Raw genomic sequence first — 19,264 nt, forward strand, 5'->3', positions numbered from 1 at the left:
ATACAGGTGAAAGAAGGGAAAGACTTGAACTTAACGGATTTAGTGAAGACGATACAACTAATTAACCAACCAAATCTTGAAGGCATCGTGGTGACTCACGTGACAACCGATTCGCGGGAAGTTGTCCCGGGGACATTGTTTGTCGCCATCAAAGGATATACGGTCGATGGACATGAATATGCGTCTCAAGCGGTAGAACGAGGGGCAGTTGCGGTTGTCAGTGAACGACCGCTCGAACTTTCCGTTCCGAACTTGATTGTGCGTGATAGTTCTCGCTCAATCGGGCTTTTGGCATCAGCATTTTATGCGTATCCTTCTGAACAGATGCGACTGTTCGGAATCACTGGAACGAACGGTAAAACGACAACGACGACGATTTTACGGGACGTCCTCGACGTCCTCGGACACTCGACCGGATTGATTGGCACAGTCGAAGTGCGAATTAATGACAAAGTCGTGCCGAGTAAAAACACGACACCTCAAAGTTCAGAACTTCAACAATTGTTGGCGCAAATGCGTGATGAAGGTGTGACGGACGTCATGATGGAAGTGTCATCGCACGGTTTAGAGCTCGGCCGCGTCATCGGAACGGATTTTGATATCGTTGGATTCACGAATTTGACGCATGATCATCTTGATTTCCACGGGACGTTCGAAAACTATGCGCGAGCGAAGGGATTGCTCTTCGCACAGCTCGGTCAAATGGCTTCACGCGGGAAAGTGGCTGTCTTGAATGCAGATGATGCACAGAGTGCCCTATATGAGACGATGACAGGTGCAAAAGTATTGACGTATGGAATCGACACGATGGCTGATTTGATGGCGTCTGAGATTGAACAGACGTTGTCTCAAACGAGCTTTGTGTTGAACTATCAAGGCACACGCCTACCGGTGACCGTTCAGTTTATCGGTCGTTTCAACGTGTATAATTTATTGCTCGCGACAGGTTGTCTCCTTGCAGCAGGATACTCATTGGAGAAAATCGCTCGAGCACTTGAAATGATTCATCCGGCCAAAGGACGCATGCAGCGCCTAGACGTTCCAGGTTACAACGTATACGCGGACTATGCTCATACTCCGGATGGGATTGAACAATGTTTAAAATCGCTCGTCGGCGTACCGAAAGAGAAGATTGTCTTTTTAATCGGTACAGGCGGTAATCGTGACGTGACGAAACGTCCGGCTATGGGGGAGATGGCATCGACTTATGCGGGGACGGTCATCATTACGACAGACGATCCGCGCTTCGAAGCGTATGAATCCATTACAAAAGGGATTGCGGCCGGAATGACGCACGATAACTACGTCGAAATCGGCGACCGGGAAGAAGCGGTCCGTTATGCGGCAAGCTTAGCCAAACCGGACAATATCATCGTGTTAGCAGGAAAAGGGCACGAAAAATATCAGATTATCGGAAACGAGAAATTGCCACTCGACGAAGAGGCGATTGTCCGATCGACCATTTTGAATACGGAGGAAGCATGATTTATGGCAGTACAACCAGTTACGTTGACAGAAAAAGAACATGACGACTTCGTCAAAAAACACGACCGTGGCGACCTATTACAACTATCAAGTTGGGGAGATGTAAAACGACAGAACGGATGGACGTCAGAACGAATCGCAGTTGCCCGCGACGGATTGACGACCGGTGTGGCTTTGTTGTTATTTAAACGTGTCCCGAAACTACCATATACGTTATGTTATGCGCCACGTGGCTTTGTCGTAGACTATGATGACGTGGCATCGCTCCAAGCGCTTGTAAAAGAAGCGAAGCGTGTCGCTGCGAACCATAAAGCAATCGTCATCAAAATCGATCCGAACATCGACCGCGATGAGATGCCGGGTCTCTTGACAGAAATGGAAGCCGTCGGATTTCGGCACAAAGGGTACGGGGGTGGCTTCGATTACGCACAACCTCGTTTCACGATGGAGACAGATTTACGTCCGAGTGAAAAAGAAATTTTTGCGAAATTCCATCATAAATTCCGCTATAACGTTCGTTTAGCAGAGAAAAAAGGAATCGTCTGTAAGGAAGTCGGTCGTGATGGATTAAAAACGTTCGCCGATCTCATGAGAGTGACGGGAGAACGTGACGGGTTTGCCATTCGCGGTCTTGATTATTTTGAGAATCTATATGATTGTCTCCAACCGAACGATGCTCGACTCTTTTTAACAAAACTCGAACCTAAAATTGCGCTCGATCAGCAACAAGCAACGCTTGAGAAAGCGAAAAAAGAGTTGGAAAAAATTGAACGTGGGTTAGAGAAGGAAACCGTCGAAAAGAAACGAACGAGCCTTCATAATCGTAAAGAACAGACGGTGGCACAAATTCAAAAAGCCGAGCAAGCGTTACCTGAGCTCGTCGAATTGAATCAGGCTTACCCGGATGGACTTGTCTTATCAGGTGGGCTTTTGACACTTGCGGGACGACGTTCTTATTACTTATATGGTGCCTCGTCAAATGAGTTCCGTGAATTCATGCCAAACCATTTGATGCAATGGACGATGATGCAAGCGGCGAAAGAGAGTGGAGCCGAGCGTTATGATTTTGGTGGCGTCTCGGGTAGCACGGATCCTGATGATGAATATGCGGGTCTCTATGCATTCAAGTCTGGATGGGGGAGCGACATGATTGAGAAAGTCGGAGAATTCGACCTCGTCTTAAATCGCCCGTTCTATATGGCACTCGAAAAAGGATTGCCCATCCTTAAAGGACTCCGTAAACGGTTAAGAAGATGAGATGGACCGGCGTGTTATCACTTGCGATGGTCGCCTTCTTGATCGGTATCATACTTGCTTACTTTTATATGCAGCCAGAACCTGTGCCATGGGTGGATGAGCCCACGTTTGAAGCGGACATGTGTGTCCGGGACGTAGGGGCGGAAAACACGATATTGGCAAGAACGAAGATTGATTTTGATCGCCTTCATCCGCAAGTTGCGGAACGTGGTGCGATGTTCGTACGGTTGGCTCATTCTTGTCTCGATCTCGAAGTTCGATTGACGTCAGGGTATCGTTCAGCAAAAGAACAAAACGCTTTATATGCACAAGGGCGTTCTGAACCGGGACAAGTGGTGACGAATGCGAAAGCAGGTCAAAGCTATCACAATTATGGACTGGCGGTCGATTTTGTCATCATCCATAACAATAAAACGGACTATGACTTAAGCACGGATCGTAATCGCAACGATGTACCAGACTGGCAAGAGCTTGGGGAATTAGGAAAGGCGCTTGGTTTCGAATGGGGAGGCGACTGGAACTCATTCCCTGACTATCCGCATCTCCAGATGGACTTTGGCTTGTCAATCCGACAACTCGTCGCAGGGAAGCAACCGGACAAGAAAGCAATCGCACCGCTTGCCGATACACTAAAACCTCTACTAGATTGAACGGAAATGTTGGCAATGAAGCCGTTTTCCGATACAATATTCAGTAGCGATAAGGGACGAAACAGAATATGAAACATTTAGGAGGTTTTTGTTAGTGTCAAAAAAGAAGACAGAGAATATTAGCGTCTTTGCGCTTGGAGGCGTAGGCGAAATCGGGAAGAACATGTACGTCGTGGAGCTAGACGACGACATCTTCGTCATCGATGCCGGTCTCATGTTTCCAGGCGATGAGATGCTCGGGATTGATATTGTCATCCCAGACATCACTTATTTAAAAGAAAACAAGGATCGCGTCCGAGCGATTTTCATCACTCACGGTCACGAAGACCATATTGGTGGACTCAGTTATGTCCTACGCGATTTAAAACATGTTCCGGTATACGGGACGAAGTTGACTCTCGGATTGATTGAACTGAAATTAAAAGAGGCCGGTTTGTTGAAAGAAGTCGACCTTCGCATGATTGATGCCAAAACGAAATTGACTATCGCTGATCATCTCGTCACGTTCTTCCGCGTCAATCACTCGATTCCCGACTGTGTCGGTGTTTGTATTCAAACATCTCAAGGTGCCATCGTCCATACCGGAGATTTCAAGTTTGATTACACGCCAGTCGACGGGAAACAATCTGACTTTAACAAATTGGCGGCGATTGGACAGCGCGGAGTACTTGCATTGCTTTCCGATTCAACAAACGCAGAGCGTCCGGGTCAAACCGGTTCAGAATCGATTGTCGGTGCTGAATTGAACGATGTGATCTATCAAGCCGAAGGTCGTGTCATCGTGGCATCATTCGCCTCGAACGTTCACCGCTTACAACAAGTCTTTGCAGCCGCAGAAGCGAATGACCGCAAAGTCGCGGTCGTTGGTCGCAGTATGGTCAACATCGTCGAAGTCGCACAAAAATTAAACTACTTACGTTTCAAAGCGAAGACACTTGTCGAGTTATCGCAAGTGAATCGTCTTCCTGACAACAAAGTCGTCATCTTGACGACGGGATCTCAAGGGGAGCCGATGGCGGCGTTGACTCGGATGGCACGTAATGCGCACAAGCAAGTAAACATTCGCTTGAACGACACGGTCGTCATTGCGGCAACTCCGATTCCGGGGAATGAGAAGTCGGTTTCGAAAACGATTGACCTATTGTTCCGTTCTGGGGCAAACGTCATTTACAACCAACGTAAAGTTCACGTATCCGGACACGGTTCGGCGGAAGAGTTGAAGTTGATGCTCAATCTCGTCAAACCGAAATATTTCTTACCGATTCACGGCGAATACCGGATGCAAATGGCACACTCGAAACTCGCTGAACAAGTAGGGGTCAAACCGAACAACATCTTCATCGTTGAAAAAGGAGATGTCGTCGAGTTCACAGGTCGTAAAGCCCGCATGAGCCGTAAAGTTCCTGCAGGTAACGTCTTGATTGATGGGATCGGTGTCGGTGACGTCGGAAATATCGTCTTACGAGACCGTCGCTTGTTATCACAAGATGGGGTCGTGCTTTGCGTGGTCACATTGAATCGGAAACAGAAGAAATTGATTTCAGGACCTGAACTCATCTCACGTGGATTCGTGTATATGCGCGAATCGGAAGAAATGATTTCAGAGGCAAACCGTATTGTCACAAAACAGATTGAAAAGAGTCTGCAAGCTGGCAGTGATTGGACCGAATTGAAATCAAATATCCGCGAGCGACTTAGCGTCTTCTTATTCGAGCAGACGAAACGTCGTCCGATGATCTTGCCGATCATCATGGAGATTTAATGGAATGAGAGTGAGGCAAAAGTCATCAGACTTTTGCCTTCTTTTTTTAGGAGGAACTGAAGTGGCTCAAAAAACGAGTAAGACACCCGTGAAGCGGAAGCGACCAGCAACGCGAAACACGAGAAAACGGAAAAAACAACCGATTGCGCCACGTACATATGGATGGGGAATTTTCGTTCTTTCCATCGTCGCATTCGTATTTGCCTTATTCGATTTCGGATGGATTGGTCGACAACTATCTGACTTGTCCGAATATCTGTTTGGTGGCTGGGGTGCGCTCACGTATCTGATGATTGCCATCTTATTATGGATTTTACTGAAACCGATGAAACCGATGGAGCGAGCTGGACTGTTCAGTATGACCGCGTCCTTTTTACTGTTCGGTGATTTACTGTGGGGAGAAGAACGAGGCGGCGTCAACGGTGCACTTTATGGCTTAAACCAATACTTATTTTCTGACTTCGGCCTCATCTTTTTAGGCATTGTCTGTTTGATCGTCGGTGTATCCCTTTATGTGCCAACGATTTGGGGAACGATTTACCATCGTTTAGAGGAATCTGTTGTGGCTGTGAAAAAGGAATGGCAGTCAAGGCCGAAAGCAGAGAAAAAACAAGAGATCAAGCAGAAGCAGGAACCGAAAGGGTCTCGTAAATCTTCGCCTAAACCGTTGCCGGTGGAAGCCGATTCGGATGTAGAGTCGGAGTCAGATGTGGTCACGATGAATGATATCCCGATTGTCGGGTTCAGTGAGAAAGTGGTGGCAGAGAAAAAAGAGGAAACCAAAGCGGCACCTTCTACGGAAACAGACGCTTCCATTTCGACCGAGGAAATGATGATGACCGCGGCGCAAGACGTCTCGGACACATATGAACTCCCTCCGTTCTCCAATTTAAAAGAACCGGTAATCACCGATTTATCTGGAGAAAATGCGCGTTTAAAAGAGAATGCCGCTAAATTGGTGAAGACATTAAAGTCGTTTGGTGTAGGCGTGAAAGTATTAAAAATTCACCTTGGGCCGACCGTCACAAAGTATGAGTTACAACCGGACATTGGGGTGAAGGTCAGTCGAATCACTTCGCTTAGCGATGATCTCGCACTTGCACTTGCCGCGAAAGACATCCGAATCGAGGCACCAATCCCGGGTAAGGCGGCGATTGGAATTGAGGTACCTAACCAGGAAGTCGCTCCAGTCTGTTTACGAGAAGTGCTTGAAGCAGACCCAGTGAGACAGGACGATTCAAAGCTACTCGTCGCACTCGGACGAAGCATTAGTGGGGAGACTGTTGGCATCTCACTAAACAAAATGCCACACTTACTCGTGGCCGGATCGACAGGTTCCGGTAAATCAGTCTGTATTAATGGAATGATTGTATCCATACTGATGCGCTCTCGACCAGACGAGGTCCGTCTCATGATGATCGACCCAAAAATGGTTGAGCTGAATGTCTACAACGGTGTCCCACATTTGTTGACACCGGTCGTCACAGACCCGAAAAAAGCAGCACAGGCATTGAAACAAGTCGTCGCCGAGATGGAAAGACGATATGAGCTGTTCAGTCGCTATGGTGTCCGCAACATTGAAGGATACAATGAACTCGTCGATCAGTCCGATGATGAGGATGCGAAGCGTCTACCGTTTATTGTCGTCATTGTAGATGAGTTGGCGGATTTGATGATGGTCGCTTCAAATGACGTCGAGGACGCCATCATGCGCCTCGCACAAATGGCACGGGCCGCAGGGATTCATATGGTCTTGGCGACACAACGTCCATCTGTCGACGTCATTACAGGGGTCATTAAAGCAAACATCCCGTCTCGAATCGCGTTTGCAGTCTCTTCACAAACCGATTCCCGGACAATCTTGGACGGAGGAGGAGCAGAGAAACTACTTGGGCGTGGCGACATGCTGATGCTTGCAAACGGGATGAACAAACCAGTACGTGTCCAAGGTGCGTTCGTTTCCGATCAAGAAGTCGAAACGGTCGTCAATCATGTCATCGCCCAGCAACGAGCACAGTATGTGGAAGCGATGATGCCGAAAGAAGAAGAGGTGACGACAATCGACTCCGATGATTCATTGTTCGGAGAAGTCGTTCAATTCATCGTCACCCAAGAAACGGCTTCGACATCGATGATTCAACGAAGATTTCGAATTGGCTATAATCGGGCAGCACGCTTAATTGACTCGCTCGAAGAGGCGGGGTACGTAGGTCCGTCAGAAGGTTCAAAACCTCGGAAAGTTTTAATAAACGAACAAAATGAATAAGTGTATAAACGAACGATTGTATATCAATATATTCAATCGTTCGTTTTTTATTGCTTTTTAAATAATATGGAAATATTCGCGCAAATCAGAGAGGTTCGTTATAATATTCATGTAATATAGCACATATGACCTATATCGTTTATTAGTACATACTTTTAAAAACGGCTGAAACGCTTACATTTTTTAATAACGTTTACATTTTACAAAAGTTTTTCAAACTGAATCGAAAAGAGTAAAATGGACTCAGAGGTACGGTTCGAGATGGTTTTTTAAAATATTTCCTTGATTCCGAACAAAAAGTATTGCGTTCTAATTCTCGAATCCCTATACTTAATATTGGCAAGGACATTCATACGTCAGATGTCTGAGCACTGGTAAGTAAATTAAAGGTGGTGAGGCCAATGTCGATTAAGCTCGATCATCGATTGCTCTATCTTCGAGTGATTGAGAAAATTAAGCAAGATATCGACGCTGGTGTCTATCGTGAAGGTGAGAAATTACCTTCAGAGTTTGAGCTTTCGAAGCAACTCGGAGTCAGTCGAGCGACACTTCGTGAAGCGTTAAGAATTCTCGAAGATGAGAAATTTGTCGTGCGAAAACATGGGGTAGGGACGTTTATTAGTTCTAAACCGCCATTCACATCAGGGATCGAGGAATTATTCAGTGTTACTGATATGATCACACGTGCAAAAATGACACCAGGAACGAAAGTATTGGTGGCCGAGAAAGTGTTGGCAACAGAGAGAGAAGCCGAGCGTCTCAAGATTGAGCCGAACTCACCGATTTATCGAATCGTTCGAATTCGATATGCGGATGACACACCGGTCGTTTATTGTGTCGACAAAGTGCCGGCCCATCTCGTCTCAAATCCTGAGGCATTGACCGAAGGGAAGTCGTTGTTTGACTCTCTCGAAAAAGAGGTAGGACGTCGAGTCGCATATGCAATCACGCACATCGAACCGAGTGTCAGCTCTGAAATATCGTCACAACTTCAGACGGACCAACCGTTACTCGCATTAAAACAATTGCATTACGATGAGAGTGATTTACCATTACTCGATTCGGCCAACTTTTTCCGAGCTGATCGATTCGACTTCCATGTCGTACGTAAACGAGTGTAACCGAACAGTTTATGAACGGAAGAGTTATTTTTGGGGAACAGCGTGAAAGCGCTTTCTTATACCGGTGTAAAGACTACTGATAACATGACAACAAAATTTGTTATGAACCGAAAGGGGAAACACGACGATGATGAACAAAAAGAAAACGATTCTCTCAGCTTTAGCAGCAGGACTCACACTCTCTACAGTACTCGCAGCATGCGGTGGCGATGACAACGAAGGTGGCTCATCTTCAAACGGTGAAGGCGGAGAAGGCGGCGACTTCAAAGTAGCGATGGTTACAGATACTGGCGGTGTTGATGACAAATCATTCAACCAATCTGCTTGGGAAGGTCTCACAAAGTTCGGTCAAGACAACGACTTGACTGAAAACGAAGGATACAAATATCTTCAATCAGCTAAGCAAGCGGACTACCAGCCAAACTTGCAACAATTGGCTCGTGATAACTTCAACTTGATCTACGGAATCGGCTTCTTGATGGCTGAAGACGTACAAAAAGTTGCAGAGCAGTTCCCTGACAACAACTTCGCAATCGTCGATATGGTTGTTGATGCTCCAAACGTTGCATCGATCACGTTCAAAGAGCAAGAAGGTTCATTCCTCGTTGGTGTCATTGCCGGTCTCTCAACGACAACTGATAAAGTTGGTTTCATCGGTGGAGTAGAATCAGACTTGATCAAAAAGTTTGAAAATGGATTTAAAGCGGGTGTCATGGCTGTAAACCCAGAAGCAACAATCGACGTGAAGTATGCAGAAGACTTCAACTCGGCTGAAAAAGGAACTGCAATCGCTTCAGGTATGTACGGTTCTGGATCGGACATCATCTATCACGCAGCTGGTGGTACAGGTGTAGGGGTATTCACAGAAGCGAAAAACCGTAAGAAGAACGGCGAAGAAGTTTGGGTAATCGGGGTTGACCGTGACCAGTATGAAGAAGGTCTTCCAGAAGACGTTACACTTACGTCAATGGTCAAACGTGTAGATACAGCTACTTATGACGTATCGAAACAAACGATGGACGGAGAATTCCCAGGTGGCGAAATCATCGAGTTCGGTTTGAAAGATGACGGCGTCGGCATCGCAGAAACTTCTGATAAGCACGTTTCAAAAGAGATTCTCGATAAAGTTGAAGAATACCGTACACAATTGGTTGACGGAGAACTTACTGCACCAGCAACTGACGCTGAGTTCGAAGAGTTCATGAAAAACGTAAAATAATTCATTTGAGTGAAGGGGGGACCCATGTGGTCTCCCTTTACTTAAAGTTAGGGGTGAACTTCCTTGGAATATGTAATTGAAATGCTAAATATTCGCAAAGAGTTCGGTACGTTCGTTGCGAACGACAATATCACACTCCAATTGCGCAAAGGGGAAATCCATGCGCTTCTCGGAGAGAACGGAGCGGGGAAGTCGACGCTCATGAACGTGTTATTCGGTCTCTATCAGCCTGAAGGCGGAGAGATTCGTGTGCACGGAAAAAAAGTGGATATTGAAAACCCGAACATCGCCAACGAACTTGGGATCGGGATGGTCCACCAACACTTTATGCTTGTTGAAAAATTCACGGTCACAGAGAACATCATCCTCGGACTTGAGCCAAAGAGCGGTGTAACGATTGACCGTGCGACAGCCCGTAAAAAGGTCATGGATATTTCAGAACAGTATGGACTTAAGATTGATCCAGACGCGAAGATTGAAGATATTTCAGTCGGTATGCAACAGCGTGTAGAAATCTTGAAGACGCTCTATCGCGGGGCGGATATTTTGATCTTTGATGAACCGACGGCAGTGTTGACACCACAAGAGATTCAAGAACTTATCCAAATTATGAAACGTCTGATTGCTGAAGGTAAGTCGATCATCTTGATCACGCACAAGCTGAAGGAAATTATGCAAGTCGCAGACCGTTGTACGGTCATTCGCCGCGGACGTTATATCGGAACGGTTGAAGTCGACGAAACCGTTAACGAAGACAGTCTTGCTGAAATGATGGTCGGGCGAGAAGTCAATTTCGATGCGGAGTATTCGAAAGCCGATCCACAACAAGTTGTCCTTGACGTTCAAGGACTTGTCGTCAAAGACAGTCGTGGTTTGAAAGTCGTTGAAGGATTAGACTTACAGATTCGTGCTGGAGAAGTACTCGGGATTGCAGGAATTGACGGTAACGGTCAGACGGAACTGATTGAAGCAATCTCTGGGCTTAAAAAGCCAGAATCCGGTAAAGTTTTACTCAATGGAAAAGATGTGACGGGGCACACACCTCGTAAAATGACGGAAGCTGGCATCGGACATATTCCACAAGACCGTCATAAGCACGGGCTTGTCCTTGACTACTCGATTCGTGACAACATGGTTCTTCAAACGTACTATAAAGAACCTTTCTCGAAACGGGGTCTTATGAATTATAAAGCCGTGGCAGAGAAAGCGAAGGCGTTGATTGAGAAGTTTGACGTCCGAACTCCATCCATCGATGTGCCAGCGCGTGCCCTTTCTGGTGGTAACCAGCAGAAAGCAATTATCGCCCGTGAGGTCGATCGCTCGCCTGATTTACTCATCGCAGCACAACCAACGCGCGGTCTAGATGTCGGTGCGATTGAATTTATTCACGAACAACTCGTTAAAGAACGTGAAAAGGGCCGTGCTGTCTTGCTCATCTCGTTCGAACTTGATGAGATTTTACACGTATCCGACCGTATCGCCGTTCTTTATGAAGGAAAAATCGTAGGAATTCGTGATCCGAAAGAGACGACGGAACAAGAACTTGGCTTCTTGATGGCCGGCGGTCAGAGAGGGGACGACACAGAATGAAAAAATTAAGTTTAAACCAACTTCTCATTCCATTCCTATCCATCATTTTAGGACTTCTCGTCGGAGCCATCGTTATGTTGATTGGTGGGTACGACCCTGTTCAAGGCTTTATCTCCTTGTTTGAAGGGATGTTTGGAAGCCCGTATGCCATCGGGGAGACGTTACGTGCAGCAGCACCACTTATCTTCTCGGGTCTTGCGGTTGCCTTTGCATTCCGGACCGGGCTATTTAACATCGGGGTAGAAGGCCAAGTATTGATTGGATGGGTAGCAGCCGTTTATGTAGGGATCAACTTCGATTTGCCGATGTTTATCCATTTACCGCTTGCACTTCTTGCAGCGATGGTCGCAGCCGCAATCTGGGCTTTCGTTCCTGGTTTCTTAAAAGCGAAGTTTTACGTACACGAAGTTATCACATCAATCATGATGAACTATATCGCGCTTTACACGACGAACGCGATTTTGCGTAGCGTCATCGGTGTGACGAACGAACGTACAGACTCAATCAACGAATCGGCATCGCTTGCGTCACCATGGTTACAAGAGTTGACGACGTACTCACGTCTTCACTGGGGTGTCCTCGTTGCGGTGCTCGCAGCGATTGTATACTACTACATTCTTCAACGTACGACGCTCGGTTACGAGTTACGTGCTGTCGGGTTCAACAAACATGCTTCTCAGTACGCAGGGATGAGCGTTGACCGTAACATCGTCCTTTCGTTTGTCATCTCAGGGATGTTCGCAGGTCTCGCCGGCGCGATGGAAGGTCTCGGGACGTTCGGTAGTATGACGCTCTCGGCATCGTTCACAGGTGTTGGATTTGACGGGATTGCCGTAGCCCTCCTCGGTGCAAACACAGCGGTTGGTGTCATTCTTGCAGCGATTCTCTTTGCTGGATTGAACATCGGTGGATTGGCGATGCAACTTGGTGCGAACGTACCGTCTGAACTCGTCAAAGTCATCATCGCAGCAATCGTTATCTTTGTGGCATCTGGTTATGCCATCAACTATGTTATTGAGAAACTTAAAGGAAATCGTAAGAAAGGAGTGGAGAAAAAATGAGCTTCTTAGAAGTCCTCTATATCGTCGTACCGGTTGCACTCGCCTATGCGACTCCACTCATTATCGCAGCGCTTGGTGGGATTTTCAGTGAACGCTCGGGTGTCGTCAACATCGCACTCGAAGGAATTATGATCATCGGTGCCGCAACAGGAATCATCACAACGCTCACGTTGACAGACTTAGGAGCCGGTGCGTTTAGCCCATGGATTTCCTTGATCGTTGCGATGGTAGTTGGAGCGTTATTCTCTCTCTTCTTAGCTGTTCCGGCCATCCTATGGCGTGCGGACCAGACGGTTCTTGGAGTAGCGATTAACATGCTTGCGATTGGTCTCGCGATTTTCGTTGTACGTGTGCTTTATAATAAAGGTCAAACTGACTTTATCGAGTATCGTATTGCGAAAGAGAACGTACCATTTTTGTCAGATATTCCTGTTCTAAAAATGTTCTTCATTAACGTTCAATATACGTCATTTGTTGCCATCGCATTAGCGTTTGTCGTCTGGTTCGTCATCTTCAAGACGCCGTTCGGACTACGTCTTCGCTCAGTCGGGGAACATCCGATGGCGGCCGATACGATGGGAATCAACGTCACAAAAATGCGCTTCATGGGCGTCATGCTCTCTGGTGCATTTGGTGGCCTTGCCGGAGCGGTATATGCCGTTACGGTTACGACAAACTTCAGCGGAACAACGATTGTTGGTCAAGGGTTCTTGGCGATTGCCGCGATGATCTTCGGGAAGTGGAATCCGCTCGGCGCACTCGGTGCCGGATTATTCTTCGGATTCGCTCAAGCACTTTCGATTATCGGAAGCAACTTGCCGGTCATCAATAACGTGCCACAGCTTCTCCTCTTGATTGCACCATATGCGCTCACGATTCTTGCGCTCGCTGGACTCGTTGGTCGTGCGGATGCACCGAAGTCAGTCGGTATTCCATATATTAAAGGAAAACGCTAATCTGGAATAGGACATATGTCCATTTTAGAAAGGTTGTTTGGTGCTTAAGCCAAACAACCTTTTTTGTTATACTTGGCTAGAGCTGTCATGATTGGAGTACGGTGGAGAAGTGAAAATGAAAAAAGACATATCGGTCAAAATGACCAATATGTCTTTCTTGGATTATTCAAACTTCAATGCATCGCCTTCGAACGATTCGTCTGCCACTTTGATTGAATCGGTTGGGCATCCTTCGAATGCATCCATCATGTCTTCGTATAACTCATCAGGAATTTCAACAGTACCTGTGTTGTCATCCATCAAGTTGAATGCGAGACCTTCATCATCGTAATCGTAAATATCTGGTGCTGCTGCACCACAAGCTCCGCATGCGATACATGTATCTTTATCGACGATAGTAAATTTTGCCATGATAATAACCCTCCAAACGGTTCGTTTCTCTTAGAAATCAATCTACTGTCTACGAGTAATTGTAGTCTACATACCCAATTATTTCAATGAGGAAACGAGTGTCTTTTTGGTAGGATAATGATTTTTTTAAGGATGTGACGACTTGGTTCATTTAGCAGACGGAGTTTTACTGCTGGCCATTAAGCGATTAAACGGAGAACGAAGTGAACGCAGCCTATTCCATGTCTTAAATGGAAAGCGTTCGGCGACAACGTTACAAGACGCGTTCTTTTATGAACTAGAACCTGTTTTTGGACAGTTTCCGCAAACAACGTATGCATATGAGTCCTTATTGAAAGGACTTGAGAAGCGGGGATGGTTAGACCGCAAACAGTTTAAACTGACAGAAGCGGGAGACATGTTGGCATCCCCTGAAGCTGTAGAGGATTTGTTCAATCGATTAGGTGGGGAGCGCCGTGATTTTAACGCGACGACATGGAAACGGCTTAGCCTTTTCGTACAGACGTTTATGTCTAAGGAACATGAACGAACATTTTATCCAGTCCAAGCCGATCGACCTGCAGAACAGTGGGTAAAGCGATTATTGCAACTCGACCGAGATTGGAAAGTGCTGATGCAATCGTTTCATCACGAAATCGAGATTGCGCTCGAAAAAATCGGAGATCCATATGCGACGGCGGTCGTCTATCGATTCACGGGAGCATTTGAAACCGGTCTGACTTATGAACAAATTGCTAGCCTACTCGATGTGGATGCCGAGACGGCTCGACTCTATTTTTTGGCCGGATGGAATGAGTTGTTGATAGCGTTACCGGAAGATGCGAAGTTACGAGGATTTACGTATGGATTGTCGACAGAGCAGATGACCTATTCGGCACGGGAATCATACGAACTCTTTTTGAAAGGGTATTCGTTCCAACAAGTTCAGTCACAACGTAGACTACGGACGAGTACGATTGAAGATCATGTGGTAGAGATGGCGATGTACTTAGACATCTTTCCCCTCGATCAGTTCGTCCCGGCCGAAGAAATTGTCACGATCGAGAGACTTCGACATCCGAACAGTTGGGCGTTGAAACCGATATTTGAAGAGATGGGAAACGTTAGCTACTTTCAAATACGTCTTGTGTTCGCAAGACTGAAACGAGGTGAGACATTTGTATGAATCGACATTGAAGCGTGTGTTCGGGTATGATACGTTCCGCCCAGGTCAGCATGAAATCATCCATTCCGTTGTAGAGGGTCAGGATGTATTGGCAGTCATGCCGACAGGGGCAGGAAAGTCGTTGACGTTTCAACTCCCCTCATATATCAAGAACGGAGGATTGACGGTCATCGTCTCACCACTGCTCTCTTTGATTGAAGACCAAATGCTTCACATTCGAGAACGTGGAGAACGAGGTGTCGCACGATTGACGTCGATGGAATCAGCAGAAGAAAAGCAAGAGATCATCAATCACTTGAAACGCTATCGCTTTCTATATTTATCACCTGAGCAGTTGGCGGTGCCATATGTCACACGAGCACTCTCGAACGTCAAGATTCAAATGCTCGTCATTGACGAGGCGCATTGTATCTCCCAATGGGGTCATGAGTTTAGACCGGAGTATGCCCGATTAGGGGAATTGCGTAAACAAATCGGAAGCCCGCAATGCATGGCGGTCACAGCGACCGCACCTGAAAGCGTGAAGCAAGACATCGTTGAAAAACTGGCACTCTTTTCACCTGAGCAGTTCGTTCATTCTGCGAATCGACCGGAAATTCGATTGATGGTCGAACGGCTCGAAAAAGAAAAGAAACTTGAACGATTAAAAGAATTGGTGCGAGACGTTCCGAAACCGGCTGTCGTCTATACGGCGACCCGTCGAGAAGCGGAAGCATTGGCGTTTGAACTAGATGATGCGTTATTTTATCACGGTGGAATGTCGACAGAAGACCGACGACTCGTGCAATCTCAATTTTTACGGAACGAAGTGTCGGTCATGGTGTGTACGAGTGCATTCGGGATGGGGGTAAACAAAGACAACGTCCGCTCCGTCATCCATTTTCAAATACCTGCAACGGTCGAAGCATATATGCAAGAGATTGGACGAGCGGGTCGTGATGGAGAGCCGGCGTTTGCTGTCCTCCTCTATGCAGACGGAGACGAGCGCATCCAACAATTTTTGATTGACGGTCAATATCCGAAAGACGAAGACATCCGTTTGGCGTATTTTGAACGCGAGAACGCCACGTCGGTTTCGCAGTTATCTCGTATATTGCGGATGAACGAAGAAGATCCGAAGTTCTTACTTTTGAAACAGTTGTTGTCTGAACGTTCGCTTCAAGAGGCGCTCGATTGGGTAAAAGAAAGAAGACGTGATCGATATCGTCAACTCGGACAGATGATGGATTATGCACTCATCCGTACGTGCCGACGTGATTATTTGCTTCGCTATTTTTCGGAGTCGACAATCGACCAAGAAGAATGTTGTGACCAATGTGGGGCGATTGAGTTTCCGGAGACAACACGAATCGTCCGAAAAAATGTGACAGAATGGAAAATACGGTTGACGCAAATCTTTTCCTTTGAATAATATCATAGTAAAATGATAAAAAAGGTAAAGGAGGGCATACGTTGCGACATCGGAATCAGGCAGATTCTTTACGCGAGCAGTTGGCGGATACGTTGCCGTCTCGATCGGAGAGGCAAGAACATGAACGGAAGAGAAAGTTGAACGATAACTTGATGAAGCGCCCGTTGGCGATGACATTGACCTTCGCCATGTTAGCGATTATTCTCATTTTCATATATATCGGGCGAGATGCCATATTTTAAGGTGAGGTGCGGACGATGTTCGCGCCTTTTTTTATTTTTGAAAAATACTGGATTGCACAATAAAAGGGGTAAACCTTTTCAATTGAGGATATACTTATGTCATAGAACGAATAGGAGAGGAGGGCGGAGATGCCGAAATACTCCATTAAGACCGTGGCGACGTTGACCGGTGTCAATCCAACGACCATTCGTGCCTGGGAACGTCGATACCAATTTATCGTACCGAGCCGGACCGAATCAGGTCACCGCCTGTATTCAGATCAAGATGTCGAAAAAATCAAATGGGTGGTAGAGAAGCAAAGAGAAGGGTTATCCGTCTCACAAGCGATTCAACAGCTCCATCAGGCACCTGAACCGGAACCGACGTCTGCCAAGCTTTACGATGAGGAATTAAAGGACGGCTTGCTTCAGGCGTTGCTTTCCTTTGATGAGCGGACCGCACATGATTTGATCAATCGTGCTTTTAATACGTTTAGCTTTGAAAAGGTGACGAAAGACATCATTGGACCGCTTCTGATGGATATCGGCTCTCAATGGGAGCAAGGGTCGATTACAATCGCCCATGAGCATTTTGCGACAGCTTTTTTACGGGCTCGTCTATCTACATTGTCACTTCAAATGCCAATGAATCCGTTCCTTCCGCGAGTCACTTGTGTCTGTGCACCCGGTGAGATGCATGAAATCGGACTTCTATTTGTCACACTTTACTTGCGTCAACATGGATACGACGTCATCTTTTTGGGAGCTGGATTCCCGAAAGAAGACTTGAGCAAGGCGCTGCATGACATCGATGCATCCTGCCTCATTTTTGCGTGCACATTGACGGATCACATTCCTCAGTTAATCGAGGCGATGGGCTATATCCAAGAAGAGCATCCTGAACTGAAGATTGGGGCCGGTGGATATGCGGTTAGCCTCGAACGTGATCGGTTCGAAGATGCATTTCTTGGCGATTCACCTGAAGAGTGGACGAAATGGTTATCAACTATTTGACACGGGATTAAAACGGGAGTAGCTTATTAGTAGGATTGAATATTCACTGGAGGTTTTCGATTGAGATTTGAAAAACAAACAAAAGAACATCTTCGTGTATATGTGACTGCGAATGAGCTTACATTACGTGGAATCGCCATCGATACGATCGTGGGGGAAAACGGTCAACAGCTGTGGAAAGAATTGCTTGAGACAGCAGAAAGTGAGTACGGATTCTCTCCGCAAGGCGCGGTTGATTTGAATGTGACGATGTTTCCTCGAGATGGCCTCGTCATTGACGTTCAAAAAGGTGAAGCCATTGCAGAGCTTGATCTCGAACAAGTTGAGATTCGCCTGACAATCGACGTCATCCATCATTTGATTTACCAGTTCGATGACCTCGAAGATGTGATTAATGCTTCGATTCGATTGTTTCCACATATACATGAAACCGAACAAGGTGGGGCACTTTATCATTATGAGGGTCGATACTATCTTCACTTCGTGGAAGTGCTTCCTGAGAAAGTGGAAGAACGACTCGCCGCCATTTTGTCCGAATATGGAAAGACGACTACGGTCAGTCCGTACGTCATGATGGAATACGGAAAGACGATTCAAACTGAACATGCTGTGAAAGAGCTGTACGATGCATTCGCATAAGTACGGCTTTTTTTACTTTTCTGTTCCTATTGTTTTTAAGATGCCCGTGTTATGATTAGACATGAATTTTCAGTAGTTAGTTGAAGGAGAGATTGGAATGAAGGTCGCTGTATTGTATGGTGGAGTGTCAGGAGAGCGTGAGGTATCCCTCACAAGCGGACAAGGGATGATTGAGGCATTGACGGAACGTGGTCATGAAGTCACGGCAATCGACTTTCATCCAGAGCGCGCGAACGAGTTGTTGACGTTAAACGTCGATGTCGTCGTCAGTGCGTTACATGGGAAATACGGCGAAGATGGCCGTGTTCAATCATTACTTGAAATGGCGGGGATCCCATACACAGGTTCAGGTGTATTGGCATCGGCTCTTGCGATGGACAAGGCAAGAGCGAAAATCATCTTCGCGGCATCGGGCATCCGTGTGGCGCGCGATGTGCTGATTGAATCTGTTGATTCGATTGATGAGAAAATAGCCGAGTGGGGAAATGAGTTCCCATGTGTCGTCAAGCCTGCCCAAGAAGGTTCGTCAAACGGTTTGACGATCGCAATGGACGAAAAGATGTTGCGTGCTGGCATTGAGAAGGCATTTCTATGTGATTCAGCGGTTTTAGTCGAGCAATACATTAAGGGGAAAGAACTGACTGTACCGGTTATCGGGAATTTTGGAAAAGAACAAGCCCTTCCGGTCATTGAGATCATTCCGAAAAATGAATTTTACGACTACGAGTCGAAGTATACAGAAGGTGGTTCGATTCACGTATGTCCTGCTGAAATTTCGGATGAATTGACGACAGAAGTGCAACAGGCGGCTGTCATGGCGCATCGCGCGCTCGGATGTTCAGGATACTCGCGTTCTGATTTCCTCGTATCCGAAGCAGGAGAGGCGTACATTTTAGAAACAAACACGTTACCTGGGATGACGCCGTTAAGCTTGTTCCCGGACAGCGCGAAAACAGTCGGGATTTCTTACGGTGAGCTATTAGACCGCTTTATCGAGCTCGCGCTCGAACGCGAGTCGAAGTAAGACATCTGTATC

At 46.6% G+C, this 19,264-nt stretch carries 17 protein-coding genes; 16 read left to right on the forward strand and 1 reads right to left on the reverse strand.

The features are described 5' to 3' along the window. Positions 1–24: 24 nt before the first annotated feature. The 10 genes from KNO91_RS02680 to KNO91_RS02725 all read left to right on the forward strand — a co-directional run bounded on the left by KNO91_RS02680 (position 25) and on the right by KNO91_RS02725 (position 13,367). A complete protein-coding gene (locus tag KNO91_RS02680; RefSeq protein WP_251126021.1) occupies positions 25–1,485 on the forward strand; it encodes a UDP-N-acetylmuramoyl-L-alanyl-D-glutamate--2,6-diaminopimelate ligase in 1,461 nt (486 codons plus the stop codon). A gap of 3 nt (positions 1,486–1,488) precedes the next feature. Next, the gene (locus tag KNO91_RS02685; RefSeq protein WP_214788706.1) at positions 1,489–2,742 is read left to right on the forward strand and encodes a lipid II:glycine glycyltransferase FemX; all 1,254 of its coding nucleotides are present in this window, start codon (positions 1,489–1,491) and stop codon (positions 2,740–2,742) included. Beyond that, a complete protein-coding gene (locus tag KNO91_RS02690; RefSeq protein ID WP_214788703.1) occupies positions 2,739–3,392 on the forward strand; it encodes a M15 family metallopeptidase in 654 nt (217 codons plus the stop codon). Before KNO91_RS02685 ends, KNO91_RS02690 begins: the two co-directional genes overlap by 4 nt. Positions 3,393–3,486: 94 nt before the next feature. Next, the gene (locus KNO91_RS02695) at positions 3,487–5,154 is read left to right on the forward strand and encodes a ribonuclease J (protein WP_074034657.1); all 1,668 of its coding nucleotides are present in this window, start codon (positions 3,487–3,489) and stop codon (positions 5,152–5,154) included. A gap of 61 nt (positions 5,155–5,215) precedes the next feature. Beyond that, entirely contained in the window at positions 5,216–7,420 is a 2,205-nt protein-coding gene (locus KNO91_RS02700; protein WP_214815936.1) for an FtsK/SpoIIIE family DNA translocase, read from the forward strand. A 401-nt stretch (positions 7,421–7,821) separates the two neighbouring features. Beyond that, on the forward strand, positions 7,822–8,541 hold the full coding sequence (locus tag KNO91_RS02705; protein WP_074034655.1) for a GntR family transcriptional regulator: 720 nt from the start codon (positions 7,822–7,824) through the stop codon (positions 8,539–8,541). Positions 8,542–8,671: 130 nt separating this feature from the next. Continuing rightward, positions 8,672–9,760 carry a BMP family lipoprotein gene (locus tag KNO91_RS02710; RefSeq protein ID WP_214789852.1) on the forward strand — a complete coding sequence of 363 codons (1,089 nt, stop codon included), beginning with the start codon at positions 8,672–8,674 and terminating at the stop codon, positions 9,758–9,760. 63 nt (positions 9,761–9,823) lie between these two features. Continuing rightward, entirely contained in the window at positions 9,824–11,350 is a 1,527-nt protein-coding gene (locus KNO91_RS02715; protein WP_214794030.1) for an ABC transporter ATP-binding protein, read from the forward strand. After that, positions 11,347–12,411 carry an ABC transporter permease gene (locus KNO91_RS02720; RefSeq protein ID WP_214788691.1) on the forward strand — a complete coding sequence of 355 codons (1,065 nt, stop codon included), beginning with the start codon at positions 11,347–11,349 and terminating at the stop codon, positions 12,409–12,411. The genes KNO91_RS02715 and KNO91_RS02720 overlap by 4 nt, the downstream gene beginning before the upstream one ends. Then, entirely contained in the window at positions 12,408–13,367 is a 960-nt protein-coding gene (locus tag KNO91_RS02725) for an ABC transporter permease (RefSeq protein WP_214794027.1), read from the forward strand. The genes KNO91_RS02720 and KNO91_RS02725 overlap by 4 nt, the downstream gene beginning before the upstream one ends. Positions 13,368–13,529: 162 nt before the next feature. Here the strand turns inward: KNO91_RS02725 and KNO91_RS02730 are convergent, their stop codons facing one another. Further along, positions 13,530–13,778, reverse strand: coding sequence for a ferredoxin (locus KNO91_RS02730; protein WP_214740203.1), 249 nt, complete (start codon positions 13,776–13,778; stop codon positions 13,530–13,532). Between the two features lie 142 nt (positions 13,779–13,920). Here KNO91_RS02730 and KNO91_RS02735 point away from each other — a divergent pair, with 142 nt between their 5' ends. From KNO91_RS02735 to KNO91_RS02760, 6 genes are all read left to right on the forward strand, one after another. Further along, positions 13,921–14,943, forward strand: coding sequence for a YpbB family protein (locus KNO91_RS02735; RefSeq protein WP_214815939.1), 1,023 nt, complete (start codon positions 13,921–13,923; stop codon positions 14,941–14,943). Further along, positions 14,927–16,354: a RecQ family ATP-dependent DNA helicase gene (locus KNO91_RS02740; RefSeq protein ID WP_353047451.1), complete on the forward strand. Its 1,428-nt coding sequence runs from the start codon at positions 14,927–14,929 to the stop codon at positions 16,352–16,354. Before KNO91_RS02735 ends, KNO91_RS02740 begins: the two co-directional genes overlap by 17 nt. Before the next feature lie 41 nt (positions 16,355–16,395). Further along, complete coding sequence (locus tag KNO91_RS02745) at positions 16,396–16,596, forward strand: hypothetical protein (protein ID WP_074034648.1); 201 nt, start codon at positions 16,396–16,398, stop codon at positions 16,594–16,596. Positions 16,597–16,725: 129 nt separating this feature from the next. After that, entirely contained in the window at positions 16,726–17,589 is an 864-nt protein-coding gene (locus KNO91_RS02750) for a MerR family transcriptional regulator (protein ID WP_214815942.1), read from the forward strand. Positions 17,590–17,649: 60 nt separating this feature from the next. Next, positions 17,650–18,228: an adaptor protein MecA gene (locus tag KNO91_RS02755; RefSeq protein ID WP_214788678.1), complete on the forward strand. Its 579-nt coding sequence runs from the start codon at positions 17,650–17,652 to the stop codon at positions 18,226–18,228. Between the two features lie 97 nt (positions 18,229–18,325). Continuing rightward, positions 18,326–19,252 (forward strand): D-alanine--D-alanine ligase, encoded by a 927-nt coding sequence (locus tag KNO91_RS02760; protein ID WP_214788675.1) that lies wholly within the window; start codon positions 18,326–18,328, stop codon positions 19,250–19,252. Positions 19,253–19,264: the final 12 nt, after the last annotated feature.

It is taken from the genome of Exiguobacterium sp. s59 (assembly GCF_018617475.1).
Taxonomy (GTDB): Bacteria; Bacillota; Bacilli; order Exiguobacteriales; family Exiguobacteriaceae; genus Exiguobacterium; species Exiguobacterium aestuarii.

Bases quoted from the DNA above. Each gene is read 5' to 3' on its own strand.
- KNO91_RS02685 (WP_214788706.1), top strand. From the start codon at position 1,489: ATGGCAGTACAACCAGTTACGTTGACAGAAAAAGAACATGACGACTTC.
- KNO91_RS02690 (WP_214788703.1), top strand. From the start codon at position 2,739: ATGAGATGGACCGGCGTGTTATCACTTGCGATGGTCGCCTTCTTGATC.
- KNO91_RS02705 (WP_074034655.1), top strand. From the start codon at position 7,822: ATGTCGATTAAGCTCGATCATCGATTGCTCTATCTTCGAGTGATTGAG.
- KNO91_RS02710 (WP_214789852.1), top strand. From the start codon at position 8,672: ATGAACAAAAAGAAAACGATTCTCTCAGCTTTAGCAGCAGGACTCACA.
- KNO91_RS02720 (WP_214788691.1), top strand. From the start codon at position 11,347: ATGAAAAAATTAAGTTTAAACCAACTTCTCATTCCATTCCTATCCATC.
- KNO91_RS02725 (WP_214794027.1), top strand. From the start codon at position 12,408: ATGAGCTTCTTAGAAGTCCTCTATATCGTCGTACCGGTTGCACTCGCC.
- KNO91_RS02730 (WP_214740203.1), bottom strand. From the start codon at position 13,778: ATGGCAAAATTTACTATCGTCGATAAAGATACATGTATCGCATGCGGA.
- KNO91_RS02750 (WP_214815942.1), top strand. From the start codon at position 16,726: ATGCCGAAATACTCCATTAAGACCGTGGCGACGTTGACCGGTGTCAAT.
- KNO91_RS02760 (WP_214788675.1), top strand. From the start codon at position 18,326: ATGAAGGTCGCTGTATTGTATGGTGGAGTGTCAGGAGAGCGTGAGGTA.